Here is a 13777-nt window from a genome sequence, read left to right as displayed (position 1 = left end):
GTTCCACGGTGGCCACGGCCACGTCCATCCCGGGAATCTCCCGGCGGTGGGCGGGGCCGCTGCCGTCCCACCTCACGTCCACCCCGCTCCTGCGCTTGAATGAGGTCACCGACCTGCACCGAGGAGCACTCATGCCCCGCTCGACCACTCCCTCCCGCACGACCGCCCCGCCGTGGGCGGAGGCGGTCGCGTCGTGGACGGGGAGGATCGTCCAGGCAGTCGCCTTCTGGCTCGTGCTCGCCCTGGTCCTGCTCCTGTTCGCCCCGGGGTTCGTGCGGACCGTGAGCGACTGGCTCGCGGTGCTGAACCTCCCGACGTTCCCGAGCGTGTTCTCGGTGGTCCTGGTGGGGGTCATCGCGAGCGGTCTCCTGCGGCGGCAGCGCGCGGCCCTGTGGTTCGTCGTGCTCGTGTGGCAGTTCCCGGTCGCGGTGCTGGGGCTCGCGGTGGGCCTGCTGTGGGTCTTCGACGACGACAAGGAGGCCCTGCGGGCCGACGGCCTGGTGCTGTCTCCCCTGGAGATCGCGTCGTGGGTCGTGGCGGTGTCGGCCGTGGTGCTGCTGGTCGCGGCCCGGTCCGCGTTCCCTGCCCGGGTCAGCAAGGGCGCGTGGTGGCGCGCGATCCTCGTGCTGGTGGGCGGGGTAGCGGTCTCCGCGTCGCTCACCTTCCTCCTGCTCGAGGTCTTCCCGAACACGCTGCACGGGATCCGCAACCGGGTGAACTGGAGCCTGTCGGTCGCGATGGGGCTACGGCCCAGCGACTACCCGCTCCACGCGGACGGTGCGGGGCCGGCGTGGCTCGCGCTCGTCGCCGGCCTGGTCTCGGCCCTGGCGCTGGTGCTCGCGATCGCGGTCTTCATGCGGTCCACGCCGCACGACGCCAAGGTCGAGGCCGCGGACGAGCTCGCTGTCCGCAGGCTCCTGCTCGAGCACCCGAGCGACGACTCCCTGGAGTACTTCGCGACGCGCTGGGACCGCAGCGCGATCTTCTCCCAGGACGAGCGCGCGGCCGTGTCCTACCGGGTCGTCTCGGGCGTGTGCCTCGCGGCGGGCGACCCGATCGGTGACCGGGCGAGCTGGCCCGACGCGATCGAGCAGTGGCGCTCGCACGCCCGGCGCTTCGGGTGGGTGCCCGCGGTGCTGTCGACGAGCGAGCTGGGCGCCAAGGCGTTCCAGGCGGTGGACCTGCACCCGATCGCGCTCGGCGACGAGGCGATCATCAACACGCGGACGTTCACGCTCGACGGCCCCGCGATGCGGTCGGTGCGGCACGCCGTCGCCCGCCCGGCCCGCGAGGGCTACCGGGTCCTGGTCCGCCGCCAGGCCGAGATCCCGGAGGACGAGCTCGCGGCGCTGGTCGCCGCGGCCGACGAGTGGCGGCACGGCGAGGAGCGCGGCTTCTCGATGTCGCTGAGCCGCCTCGGGGACGCGGCCGACCCGCGCGAGATGATCGTCTCCGCGCACGACGCCGACGGGAACCCGCGCGGCCTGCTGTCGTTCGTGCCGTGGGGCCGCAGGGGCCTGTCGCTCGACGTCATGCGGCGCCACCCGCAGGCGGTGAGCGGCGTGACCGAGCTCATGGTCACCGAGCTGGTCGCGGCCGGGCGCGGCACGGGGATCGACAGGGTCTCGTTGAACTTCGCGATGTTCCGCGGGTCGTTCGAGCAGGGGTCGCGGATCGGCGCGACGCCTGTGCAGCGGTTCAACCGTCGCGTGCTGCTGGTCGCCTCACGGTTCTGGCAGCTCGACTCGCTGTACCGGTCGAACGAGAAGTACCTGCCGGACTGGAAGCCGCGCCTGCTCTGCTACCAGAACGCGAGCCAGCTCACGCAGGTCATCCTCGCGGTGGGGCAGGCCGAGGGCTTCCTGCCGAACACCCCGAACCTGTTCCACCGCCGGGACCGGTCGCCGGACCTTCACCGGCCCGAGGTCTCCGCGGCCTTCGCCGAGGCCGTGCGGGCGCAGGAGACCGCGCTGCTCACGGTGTCCGCGCCGACGCGCCGCCTGACCGAGCAGCAGGCCATGCGGCACGCCAAGCTCGAGGTCCTGCGGGCGGCGGGCATGGAGCCCTACCCCGTGTCGGTCCCGCGCACGGTCTCGGTCGGCGAGGCCGTCCGGATCGGCACGTGGCTCGCGTCGCCCGGCTCCCCCGCGGCGACGTCCCGGCCCGACGGCGCCGCACCGGTCGGGGCCGACGCCTCACCGGGCACGGTGGACGCCCCGGGCACGGTGGACGCCCCGGGCACGGTGGACGCCCCGGGCACGGTGGACGCCCCGGCCGACCTGTCCGTCGTCGGGCGGGTGGTGCGGCTGCGCGACCACGGCGGCGTGATCTTCGCGGACCTGCGCGAGGGCACCGACGAGATCCAGGTCATGTTCACCGCGGACCGCCCCGGCCCGGACCTCGCGCTGTGGCGCCGGGCCGTGGACCTGGGCGACCAGGTGAGCGTCACGGGAGACCTGACCCGGAGCCGTCGTGGCGAGCTGTCGCTGCACGGCACGGCCTGGTGCATGGCGTCCAAGGCCCTGACGTCGCCGCCCGACAAGCACCGCGGGCTCGCGGACGCCGAGGCCAAGGTGCGGCTCAAGCACATGGAGCTGGCCCTCGACACCCGCACGGCGCAGATCCTGCGGGGGCGGAGCGCCGCCGTGCGGTCGCTGCGCGAGTCGCTCGCGGCCCGCGACTTCATCGAGGTCGAGACCCCGATCCTTCAGCGCGTGCACGGCGGCGCCAACGCCCGGCCCTTCACGACGCACATCAACGCGTACGACCTGGACCTGTACCTGCGCATCGCGCCCGAGCTGTTCCTCAAGCGGCTCGCGATCGGTGGCGTCGGGCGGGTCTTCGAGCTGGGCCGCAACTTCCGCAACGAGGGCGTGGACGCGACCCACAACCCCGAGTTCACGTCGCTCGAGGCGTACCAGGCCTACGGCGACTACACGACGATGCGCGAGCTCACGCGCGAGCTCGTCATCGAGGCGGCGATCGCGGTGCACGGCGAGCCCGTCTCGCACCGGGCGGACGGGACGGTCGTCCGGCTCGACGGCGAGTGGCCGGTCCGCACCGTGCACGGGGCCGTGTCCCGGGCCGTCGGCCAGGAGGTCACCCCCGACACCCCGCTGGCCACGCTCCAGGCGATCTGCAGCGAACGCGGGGTGCACGTCGTCCCGGACGCGACGCACGGCGCGATCGTCACCGAGCTGTACGACGCGTTCGTGGAGGGGCAGACCGTCGAGCCGACCTTCTACACCGACTTCCCGCTCGAGACCTCGCCCCTGACGCGCACGCACCGCCGGGACCCGCGGCTCGCCGAGCGCTGGGACCTCGTGGCGTTCGGCGCCGAGCTCGGGACGGCCTACTCCGAGCTGATCGACCCCGTGGACCAGCGCGAGCGCCTCACGCAGCAGTCGCTGCTCGCCGCCGCCGGCGACCCCGAGGCCATGGAGGTCGACGAGGAGTTCCTGTCCGCCCTGGAGTTCGCGATGCCGCCCACGGGCGGCCTCGGGATCGGGGTGGACCGGGTGTACATGATGCTCATCGGGGCGAGCATCCGCGAGACGCTCGCGTTCCCGTTCGTGCGCCCGTCGGGTCGTGGCTGAGCCCGCGGGGACGCACCTGGCCAACCCTCGCGTTCCGGACACGGCGTGACCGGGGGCGCAGTTCCGGTGGGTGGCTCGTCCGGACGAGTTTTCCGCACCACGGTGCCGTCCATGCCGTCTCAGGTGTCGGGGGCGTCACACAGACGGATAACGAACGAGTAACGTAGGCCGCGATCGGGCGCACGACGGACGGCAACGACCACTGGCTCCCGCACCACGAAGTCAGTACCCCGACCTCCTGCCGGAGGCCGTCCGAGAGCACAGGAGTCCCGTCAGGTGGAAACGTCCGCACCGGTCCAGCAGCGCCCGCACGGCGCCGCACCGACCCCCACGCGACGTCAACGTCAGGCCGAGCTTCGAGCACGCGAGCTCGCTGCCGCCGGACTCGACAACCGCTCCCGCCCCGAGCACGCGCCGGTCCCGCACCGCCACACGGCCGGTCGCCCCGCGACGTTCGCTGCGTCCCAGGCCGCCCCCACGGTCCCGGCAGCCCACGCCGCGCACACCGCTCCCTTCACGCCGGTCGCCGAGGCAGCCCCCGTCGCCCCGCGGACCAGCGCGTTCGCCCAGGTCGCGCCGGCCCCTGCGGACGCTGCGACCGCAGCGACCCCGCGCGCCTTCCCCTTCCCGCCCACGGGCATCCGCCGCGCGGCCCCCGAGCCGGTCGGCTCGATGCAGACCCCGTCCGGCGAGATCCCCGTGGTCCTGGTCCCTGCGCCGACGCCGCTGCGCTCGGTCCCCACTCCTGTGGTCGCCCCCGCAGCCGTGGACGCGGCCGCTCTCGCGGCCGACGTGATCTTCCCGCCGCTCAGCCGCCGCGACCGCCGGTCGGGCGCCCCGGCGACCGGCGCGACCCCCGTCGCGCCCCAGACCCCGGCCCGCGGCACCCTGTTCGGGTCCCGCCTCGTGGCACGCGCCGCGACGGGCGTCGCGTTCGTCGGTGCGCTGGCGTGCGTGCCCATGATCGTCCCGGGTACGGCATCGGGAGACCTCGCCCCCGGTGGGCAGCGCTCTGACCTGGCCGACGACGAGAACGACAGCACGACGACGCTCGCCGAGCAGGGCCCCTCGGGGGAGGACGAGCTGCTGGAACGCGCTCAGGCCCTCCTCGCGGGCACCGACGCCGACGCAGCCGTCGCCGGGAACCCGCAGGCCCTCGAAGCCGCCCGTGCTCAGCTCCTCGCACTCACCGACAGCATGCTCGCCCAGCGCAGCGAGGGCTCGCAGCGCGCGTCCCGCTCGTCCGAGCGCACGTCGCTCGAGGACAGCACCACGGTCGCCGACACGACGGTCGGCGAGGGCGGCGCGGCACCCGTGACGGGCGAGGACATCGAACGGGCCATGGAGCAGTTCGCGATCCAGCGCGGGGACTACGGGGAGATCGCGTCCGCGGTCGTCACCCCGGCCCCCGCCACACCGCAGGAGCTCGCGGCCGAGCGTCGCGTGCGAGCCGCGACCCTGCTGGCCCAGTGCGGATCGTCGAGCTACTCCAACGGCAGGATCCCGTCGTCCGCGATGACCTCGCTGTCGTTCGCGTCGGGCCACATGCTGCGCTGCGACGCTGCCGCTATGTTCGAGGAGCTGTCTGCCGCGTACGCGCAGCGCTTCGGCAGCTCGATCCCCATGACGGACTCGTACCGCTCCTACGGGCAGCAGGTCTCGACGCGCGCGGCGAAGCCCGGCCTCGCAGCCGTGCCGGGGACCTCCAACCACGGTTGGGGCCTCGCGGTGGACCTGGCGGCTCCCGCGTCGAGCCCGGGCTCCGCCCAGTACAAGTGGCTGCGCGCGAACGCCCCGCTCTTCGGCTGGGACAACCCCAGCTGGGCCCGTCCCGGCGGCTCCAAGCCCGAGCCCTGGCACTTCGAGTACGCGGCCGGCTGGTAGCAGCGCCTCACCGGAAGGCCGCCCCCGGATCAGGGGCGAGCGTCCCCTCGGGCACCTGACCGCGCAGGACCTGTGCGACGACGTCGGGCCTCGTGAGCGGGAACAGGTGCCCTTCACCCGGGAGGCCGTAGACCCTCGCCCCGAGGTGCGCGCCGAGCTCGCGCGCCTCCCGCAGGAACGGGCCCTGACCGCGTCGTCCCCACCCGACGAGCTGGACGGGCCGGACCGCCAACCGCTCCAGGGCGTCGGCACGGGCCGCGAAGAGGCGGGTGACGCGTTCTGCCTGGGCCCAGCTCTGCTCGTACTGCCCCACCATGAGCCGCCATCCCTCGGGGGTGCCGTAACGGCGCGCGGCCTCGTCGTCGGGCATGGGGTCGGGGCGGTGCGTCCCGTCGTACCAGGCCCGACGACGCAGCGAGGGTCCGCGTCTCGTCACCGCCCGGCAGCGCGAGAGCAGGGCGCCCCCGACATGGATCAGGCGCTCGGCGAGCAGGGTGAGCCCGACCGGGGCGGGACGCTCGGGGCTGCGCGGCAGGAACGGCGTCGTCGGGTCGAGCAGGAGGACCGCACCGAGCTCGTCGGGGTGCGTCAGCGCCCACTCGATCGCGGCCAGCCCGCCCACGCTGTGGCCCACGAGGCCGATGCTGGCAGGTGCGTGCCGACCGGACAGGCCCAACGCCGCCCGGATGCTCGCCACGGGCGCGGTGACCGCGGTCTCCCACGAGTCGAGGACGAGGACGGTCGCGGCCGGGAACTGCTCGCGCAGCACGCGGGCGACGGGCTCCATGTCGGAGGGGGCGAGCAGGAGACCGGGCAGGACGACCCACGTGCCGGGGGGCGGTGCCGCGGTCGCCGGGATCATGCGCCCCAGTCCATCACGCGCGCCGGGGACCTGCCTCGGCGAGGGCGTGGGCGGGCCCGGCAGGCGGAGGTCGGCGAGACGACCGGGGGCGCCGCGGACGCTGCGGGGCCGCCAGGACCTGCGCCGCGAGCACGAGCACGACCGCGAACGCCACGACCTGGACGCGCTGCACGATCCCCGTCCCCACGGGCAGCGGGCTGCCGAACAGGCCGATCGCCCCCGTCACGACCCCCAGGACGGGTCCCAGCGCGCCCGCGAGGCGCGCCGAGAGCCCCAGGAGGCTGCGCCGTCGGGCACGTGCGAGCCACACGACCCCCGCGCTCGCGACGAACGACCCCACGCCCGACGCCACGGACGAGTACGTGTGCGCCTGGTGAGCGAGGCTCACGGACCCCGCGTCCTCGCGCGCGGCGCACTCCCCCAGCGACAGCGCGCAGTCGAGCGGCAGCAGGGCGTCGGCCACGGTCGCGACCCCGAACCCCACCAGCGCCCATGCCGTGACGCACTGCGCGAGGCTCGCGGCGGGGTGGCCGAGCGCACGGCGACGCCGGTGCGCGAGCACGAGCAGGACGAGACCCGTGACGACGAGGATCCCCGCGACGAGGTCGGTCGACCGGAAGAGCCCCGACGTCGGCTGATCGAGCGCCGCGAGCTCGGACAGGTAGGAGCGAGCCGGGTCGAGGGGCCACCCGACCACCGCTTCCAGGACGACCCCCGCATAGAGGACCCCTGCCAGGGTCAGGAGCGCCTGGGCGACCACGACGAGCGGGCACCTTCCGACCGTCGACCGTGCCGTCATCGGTGCACCACTGGTCCTCCCGTCCGTCCGCCGGCCTCCTGTCGGATCACCCCACGAATCCACCCTCGCCCGCTACAACGTTCTGACGGACCTGTTCGTCTCCGGTGACGAGAGGATAGTTCGTCCACCCCGAGGAGCCACATGTCGAGCACCACCCCCAGCGAGGGACGGCGCGTGCACGCGGCCGACGCGCGCCTGACGGAGCTCGTCCGTGCGCGTGGACCAGCCCTGGTCGGCTACGCCTACCTGCTCGTGGGGGACAGGGGGGCAGCGGAGGACCTCGTGCAGGAGGCGTTCGTGAAGGTCTTCGTCCGCATGCGGGACGCCGGTCCGCCCGACGCGATGGAGGCCTACGTCCGGCGGACGATCCTCACCCTGCACATCGACTCCTACCGCAGGTCTCGACGGTGGGCAGGGGTCCGGCACCTGTTCGCGACACCGGAGCGCCACGAGCAGCACGCCGACGTCGAGCAGGCCACGGACATCCGGTCGGCGCTCGCGTCCCTCTCGACCCAGGAGCGTGCGTGCATCGTCCTGCGGTACTTCGACGACCTGACCGTCCCGCAGACGGCCGAGCGGATGAAGCTCCATCCCGGAACGGTCAAGCACTACCTCCACCACGCGGTCGCCAAGCTGGAGTCCGTCCTCGGCCCGTTGGACGACGGCGCGGTCACCCACGACGAGGACCTGACCGTCCTCCCCCTCCTCTCCCGACCCACCAACTCCCGGAGCGCTGACTCATGACGAGGATCGACGACGAGCTGCACGCACTGAGCGAGACCGTGGCGCACGACACCGTCGGCCCGGCCCCCGAGGACGTCGTCCTGCGGGTGCACCGCTCGAGGCGCCGACGTCGGACCGCCCTCGCGGGCGGGGTCGGCGGCCTCGCGCTCGCCGTCGCCCTGACCGCGGGCGCGGTGGAGCGGTCCGCGATCCGGCCGGACGCCACGGGGCCCGCGGAAGCGCCGGTCGCGTCTGGCCCCCTCGCGGGCGACACCGTCCGGTGCGGGACACCCGAGAGCGAGATCGTCCCGACGACGACGCTCACCCTCTCCGACGTCAACCCCTGGGAGGTCGAGGTCACGAACACCTCGCCGGAGCCGTTCTTCGCCGCCTCCAACGGGACCGCCCGCACGGTCCTGGTCCAGGACGGGCGCGTCGTCGCGATGACGCTGGCCGAGGGGCAGCCGCTGGTCCCCGTCGACGTGGGACCTGGCGAGTCACAGGTGCTGGGCGTCGCAGGGGCCCAGGTGTGCACGGGTGGGGAGGACGACGGGACCTCCGTCGTCCCGGCGGGGACCTACACGGCCTATCGCGTGCTCCAGGTCGACGAGCTGGCCGGGCCGGACGCGCTCGACACCTGGGACGGTACCAATGGCACACCGGTCAGCATCGTCTCGGCCCCCTTCGAGCTCGAGGTCGTCGACGGGTTCGCCGCGGGGACCCTCGGGTGCGGCGCCTCGGTACACGATCACCTGGTGGTCGCGGGCGGGCTGCAGCTCGTGTCCGCCTCGCCGTACCCCCTGCCCGGCGAGGACTCGCCCGACCTGTCGCTGTCCCTCGTCAACGGGACCGGGTCGGCGGTCACGGTCGGTGGCGGAGGGTGGGGCGATGTCAGCCTGGTGCAGGACGGCGTCGTGGTGGCTCGGACCGGCGGCTCCCCCGACACCGGCTTCGAGGCGACGCTCGCACCGCACGAGACCGCGCCGGTGAGCTTCGCGGCCCCCGACCTGTGCCCCGGGGTCGGCGCGGCGCAGCTCGACCCGTCGAGGATCGTCGCCTACGGCAGCCTCGACATCAGGCCGAGGACCGGGACCCCGCTCGACGCCGTGGTGGGCGGGCCGTGGCGGGTCTCGGACGCCGACGTCGCCCGGATCGGTACGGAGATCGGTGGCGACGTCCTGGGAGGTTGAGGGGCCGCGTTCAGGCCAGCAGCGCCTCGACACCCGCGACGATGCGGTCGATCCCGAACTCGAGCTCGGCCTCGGCCGAGTACGCGGACTGCTGCAGCTCGCCGACCGTGGCACCCACCCTGCCGGCGACGACGAAGGTGCTCATCGCGCTGATCCGTTCGAGCAGCGGCGCGTTGGCCGTCCACCACTCGTCGTCGGTCTGGCCGCTCTCCTCGTGCGCGAGGCGGGCCGCGCGGGATCGTCGCGCGGCCGTCGTCGCCTGGCCGACGACGAGGGTCACGGTCGCGTCCATCGCGACGTCGCTCAGGCCGACGCCCTCGATCGCGCGGAGCTCGACGTCGTACTTGCGGGTCTCCCCCGGGCCGAGGACGGGGCGGGCGAGGTCGATGTCGAGGAGCCACGGGTGGGCCGCGAACAGGTCCCAGTTGGCGCGAGCCACGGAGCGCAGCCGGTCCTGCCAGGTGTCGCCGGGGGCCTGGTCCTGGGGGTACAGCTCGCCGTAGGCGCGGTCGACCACGAGGTCCACGAGGTCGTCCTTGTTCTGGACGTAGGTGTAGAGCGACATGGTGCCGATCCCCAGCTCGGCGGCGACCTTGCGCATGGACAGCCCGGTCAGCGCCCCCTCGGAGTCCGCGAGCCCGACGGCGGCCCTCGCCACCTCGTCGGGCGTCCGGGACTGCTGGGGTCCTCGCGCGCCGCGGTCCCCGTGCAGGCCCCAGAGGAGGGCGAGGGTGCGCGCGGGGTCGCGGGGGGTGGCAGGGGACGACGGCGTCGGTGTCGGCACGGAGGGCCTCCTCGGGAGCGATCGGGGATGATCGAGGGAGGGCGCGAGTCGCCCGACCTGTCGGGAATGTTCTGCGTACATCGTACGTTGATCGGCTCGGAAGTCCGCCGTACGACGCACCAGGAAGAGAGGTCCCGTGCCGCGACCCGCGCCCCACCCGACAGCCGTGCCCGAGGCCCCGGTCGACACCGTGCTGGGCGTGCTCGACGCCTGGGCCACGGGCGACGGCAGCCCGGCCGAGGTGTTCTGGGGCGCCGTGTGCGCCGAGGCCCTCGCGCACGTGGCGGCGGGCCGCCTCGTACCCGAGGTCGCGGCCCGTCGCGCCGGGTGGAGGGTCGGCCCGCTCGACGGCGGCTCGCTCGACCGCGTGGACGCCCTCGCGGACGCCATGCCCGCCGGCACGACGGACCTCGACGTCGCCCCTGCGGCCCGCGACGCCCGACCGCCCGCGGGGGACGACCGGTCGGCACGCACCGACCGGGTGCGTCACGTCATGAACGCGGTCGCGGACCTCTGGGTCCGGCACGCGGGAGCGGGCGCCGAAGCGCCGCGCGGCCTGGCGGGCCCGCTCGTCGGCGGCGCTCCGGACGAGCCCGGCCGGTCCCCGCACGCTGCCGCCGACGACGCCGCCGCGGTCCCCTCGGACGGGCTGGCCGACTGGGCGCGTGACGCCGCGGCGCTGCTCGACCCCCGGGTGACGGTCGTCCTGCGCCTCGAACCGGTGGCCGGGCCCGGCACGTCCCCCGCCGAGGACGACCTCGCGACCCACGACTGGCTCGCGACCGTGGTCGTGCGCGGTCACGACGGCTCGCGCACGGCCGACGAGCTGTGGTCGGCCGCACGGTCCGACCCCTCGGCCCGCGAGGCGGTCGGCGACGTCCTCGTCCTGCTCCGCGCGGGCGCCGCAGCATGGTCGCCCCTCGACGGGCTGCTCGACCAGCCCGTGCCCCGGGCGCTCGTCCTCGCACCGGCCGACGTGCGTGAGCTGCTGGACGAGGGCGCGGCGGCCCTCGGCGCGACGGGGATCACCGTCGAGTGGCCCGCGAGCCTCGCCGGTCAGGTCCGGTCCGTCGCGGTCTTCTCACCGGGCGAGGCACCGACCGGCGCGACCGGCGCGCTCCCCGCCCTGCTGCGGACCCCGGCACGCGGCACGGAGCACCGCGGCCCGTCGGCACCCATGACGCTCACGCACGAGCTGACGCTCGACGGCGTGCGCCTCACCGCGGCCGAGCGCGAGCACCTGGCGCGCGTGCACGCGCAGGGGCGCTCCGCCGTCGTCCAGCTGCGGGGGCGGTGGGTCCTCGCCGATCCCGCCGTGGCGCGTGCCGCGGCGCAGCGCCCGGCCCAGCCCGTCTCGGCGCTCGACGCGGTCTCGGCCGCTCTCACGGGCGTGGCGCGCGTGGGCGACCAGGACCTCCTGGTCACGCCCACGCCGTGGCTCGACCGGCTGCGAGCCGAGCTCGAGGACCCCGCCCCGGCGCGCGACGTCGTCGCTCCCGAGGGGCTGCACGCGTCGCTGCGCGACTACCAGCTCGACGGGCTGCGCTGGCTCGCGCGCCTGACCGGGCTGGGCCTGGGCGCGTGCCTCGCGGACGACATGGGCCTGGGCAAGACGATCACGCTCATCGCGCTGCACCTGCACCGCGCCGGCGCCCAGCGCACCGTGCCCGACGACGCCGCGCCGCCCGCCGGGGGCGGCACGGATGGCGGGCCCACCCTGGTCGTGTGCCCGGCCTCGCTCCTGGGCAACTGGGAGCAGGAGGTCCGCCGGTTCGCGCCGGGCGTCGCGGTGCGACGCTTCCACGGCGCGTCGCGCGACCTGCGCGGGGCCGCCGACGGGTTCGTGCTCACGACCTACGGGACGATCCTGTCGGACGCGTCGCGCAAGGCCCCGGTGCTCGCGGCGCACCACTGGGGTCTCGTCGTCGCGGACGAGGCGCAGCACGTCAAGAACCCGGGGTCGGGCACCGCGAAGGCCCTGCGCACGATCCCCGCCGAGGCCCGCGTGGCCCTGACAGGGACGCCCGTCGAGAACAACCTGACCGAACTGTGGGCCGTCATGGACTGGCTCGTCCCCGGGCTCCTGGGCACGCGCGGGCAGTTCCGGCGCCGGTGGGCGGACCCGATCGAGGGGACCCGCGACCCCGTGCTGGCGGAGAGGCTGTCCCGCCTGGTCCGCCCGTTCCTGCTGCGACGGCGCAAGTCCGACCCGGGGATCGCGCCCGAGCTGCCTCCCAAGACCGTGACGGACCAGGTGGTTCCCCTCACGGCCGAGCAGGTGGGTCTCTACGAGGGCGCCGTGCGGTCTGCGCTCGAGGAGATCGACCGCGCCGAGGGCATGGGACGGCGCGCCAAGATCGGCGGGCTGCTCACGCACCTCAAGCAGATCTGCAACCATCCGGCCCAGTACCTGCACGAGGAGGAACCGCGGCTGTCGGGGCGCTCGGGCAAGCTCGACGCGTTCACCGAGCTCGTCACGACCATCAGGGCCGAGCAGGGCGCGATCCTCGTGTTCACGCAGTACGTCGCGATGGCCCGCCTGCTCGAGTCCTACCTCGCACGTCGTGGGGTCGCGACCATGCTGCTGCACGGCGGGACGCCCGTGGGCCGGCGAGAGCAGATGGTCGCCCGGTTCCAGGCCACCGAGGGGCTGCCACCCGTGTTCCTCCTCTCGCTCAAGGCCGCGGGCACCGGGCTCAACCTCACGCGGGCCGACCACGTCATCCACTACGACCGGTGGTGGAACCCCGCCGTCGAGGAGCAGGCCACCGACCGGGCGTACCGGATCGGTCAGACCCGGCCCGTCCAGGTGCACCGCCTGACGAGCGAGGGAACCATCGAGGAGCACGTCGCCCGCATGATCGAGTCCAAGCGCGAGCTCGCCGACGCCGTGCTGGGAGCCGGTGGCGTCGAGGGGGCGATCTCCGAGCTCGGCACCGCGGAGCTGGCCGAGCTCGTGTCGCTGCGCGTGGGCGGACCTGACCGCTTCCCGGTCACGAGCGACGAGAGGGGGCGCCCGTGAGCGCCGTCGGCTTCCCGGCCTTCCCTCCGACGGGCACCGCCGCGAAGGGTGCCGTCCGTCGCGGCCAGTCGTGGTGGGCTCGCGCCTGGGTGAGTGCGATGGAGGAGTCCGCGCTCGACGCGGGACCGCTCAAGAAGGGGCGGGCGTACGCGCGGACGGGACGGGTCGGCCCGATCACGGTCAGCCCGGGCGCCGTCCAGGCTCGCGTACAAGATGATGACGGCGAGATGTACCACACGGTCGTCTCGCTCGAGCCGCTGACCGACGACGAGTGGGACCGGCTCCTGCGCGCCCTCGCCGCACGCTCCGGACGCCTCGCCGCGCTCCTCGCGGGCGAGATGCCCCGCGACGTCGTCGCCGCCGCCGCGGACGCCGACGTCACGCTCCTGCCCGGCATCGGCGACCTCGAACCCGAGTGCGACTGCCCCACCTGGGACCTGCCCTGCCTCCACGCCGCGGCGCTCAGCTACCAGGCCGGCTGGCTGCTCGACGCCGACCCGTTCGTGCTGTTCCTCCTGCGCGGACGCTCGCGCGAGCAGATCCTCGACGGGCTGCGCGACCTCTCGACGCCGGGACCGGCAGCCGCCGCGGCAGCCCCCGACCCGACCGACGCGCGGACGAGCGACGCCGGGACCGACGCGCCGCCGTCGGGCTCGCGCGTCCTCGGAGAGCTGCCCCCGCCACCCGACGTCCCCGAGCCCCCGCCCGCCACCGACCTGCTGCCCGGCGTCCCGGACCGGACCCCCGACGGGACGCCCGTGGACCTCGTGGCGCTCCGCGCCGTGCTCGCCGCAGCGGCCCGCACCGCGGCCGAACGGCTCACCGCCCTGGACCGCTGACCACCGGCACGGGTCGGAACGGTCGACGCGGCTGACGCGGCTGGCACGGTCGGCGCAGTCGGCACGGCTGACGCGGCC

The 13777-nt window shown here is 74.7% G+C and carries 9 protein-coding genes; 6 read left to right on the top strand and 3 right to left on the bottom strand.

The genetic code is table 11. The annotated features are described in order from the left end of the window. The first annotated feature begins 131 nt into the window (after positions 1-131). Together lysX and H9623_RS19875 are read left to right on the top strand one after the other, a co-directional pair. Entirely contained in the window at positions 132-3596 is a 3465-nt protein-coding gene (gene lysX, locus H9623_RS00150; RefSeq protein WP_193718073.1) for a bifunctional lysylphosphatidylglycerol synthetase/lysine--tRNA ligase LysX, read from the top strand. A 276-nt stretch (positions 3597-3872) separates the two neighbouring features. Further along, positions 3873-5480, top strand: coding sequence for a M15 family metallopeptidase (locus H9623_RS19875; RefSeq protein ID WP_321575174.1), 1608 nt, complete (start codon positions 3873-3875; stop codon positions 5478-5480). A gap of 7 nt (positions 5481-5487) precedes the next feature. Here H9623_RS19875 and H9623_RS00140 read toward each other — a convergent pair whose 3' ends face one another. Further along, positions 5488-6342, bottom strand: a complete 855-nt coding sequence (locus H9623_RS00140) for an alpha/beta fold hydrolase (RefSeq protein WP_193718072.1) — start codon at positions 6340-6342, stop codon at positions 5488-5490. A gap of 13 nt (positions 6343-6355) precedes the next feature. Continuing rightward, positions 6356-7141 carry a DUF998 domain-containing protein gene (locus H9623_RS00135; protein ID WP_193718071.1) on the bottom strand — a complete coding sequence of 262 codons (786 nt, stop codon included), beginning with the start codon at positions 7139-7141 and terminating at the stop codon, positions 6356-6358. Positions 7142-7282: 141 nt separating this feature from the next. On the opposite strand from H9623_RS00135, the gene H9623_RS00130 reads away from it, so the two are divergent. Beyond that, a complete protein-coding gene (locus H9623_RS00130; protein WP_193718070.1) occupies positions 7283-7885 on the top strand; it encodes a SigE family RNA polymerase sigma factor in 603 nt (200 codons plus the stop codon). Further along, positions 7882-9054 (top strand): hypothetical protein, encoded by a 1173-nt coding sequence (locus tag H9623_RS00125; protein ID WP_193718069.1) that lies wholly within the window; start codon positions 7882-7884, stop codon positions 9052-9054. The genes H9623_RS00130 and H9623_RS00125 overlap by 4 nt, the downstream gene beginning before the upstream one ends. Positions 9055-9064: 10 nt before the next feature. Here H9623_RS00125 and H9623_RS00120 read toward each other — a convergent pair whose 3' ends face one another. Beyond that, on the bottom strand, positions 9065-9838 hold the full coding sequence (locus tag H9623_RS00120) for a TetR/AcrR family transcriptional regulator (protein WP_193718068.1): 774 nt from the start codon (positions 9836-9838) through the stop codon (positions 9065-9067). A 136-nt stretch (positions 9839-9974) separates the two neighbouring features. Between H9623_RS00120 and H9623_RS00115 the strand changes: the two genes are divergently transcribed. Then, the gene (locus H9623_RS00115; RefSeq protein WP_321575173.1) at positions 9975-12860 is read left to right on the top strand and encodes a DEAD/DEAH box helicase; all 2886 of its coding nucleotides are present in this window, start codon (positions 9975-9977) and stop codon (positions 12858-12860) included. Then, positions 12857-13699 carry an SWIM zinc finger family protein gene (locus H9623_RS00110; protein WP_193718067.1) on the top strand — a complete coding sequence of 281 codons (843 nt, stop codon included), beginning with the start codon at positions 12857-12859 and terminating at the stop codon, positions 13697-13699. Before H9623_RS00115 ends, H9623_RS00110 begins: the two co-directional genes overlap by 4 nt. The last annotated feature ends 78 nt before the right edge of the window (positions 13700-13777 follow it).

The sequence above is a fragment of the Oerskovia douganii genome (assembly GCF_015142735.1).
Taxonomy (GTDB): Bacteria; Actinomycetota; Actinomycetes; order Actinomycetales; family Cellulomonadaceae; genus Oerskovia; species Oerskovia douganii.
The sequence above is the reverse complement of the archived record's forward strand: the minus strand, read 5'-3'. Positions and strand labels throughout refer to the sequence as shown.

Excerpts from the sequence above, each read along its gene's own strand:
- H9623_RS00130 (WP_193718070.1), top strand. The coding sequence starts at position 7,283 with ATGTCGAGCACCACCCCCAGCGAGGGACGGCGCGTGCACGCGGCCGAC.
- lysX (WP_193718073.1), top strand. The coding sequence starts at position 132 with ATGCCCCGCTCGACCACTCCCTCCCGCACGACCGCCCCGCCGTGGGCG.
- H9623_RS00125 (WP_193718069.1), top strand. The coding sequence starts at position 7,882 with ATGACGAGGATCGACGACGAGCTGCACGCACTGAGCGAGACCGTGGCG.
- H9623_RS00135 (WP_193718071.1), bottom strand. The coding sequence starts at position 7,141 with ATGACGGCACGGTCGACGGTCGGAAGGTGCCCGCTCGTCGTGGTCGCC.
- H9623_RS00140 (WP_193718072.1), bottom strand. The coding sequence starts at position 6,342 with ATGATCCCGGCGACCGCGGCACCGCCCCCCGGCACGTGGGTCGTCCTG.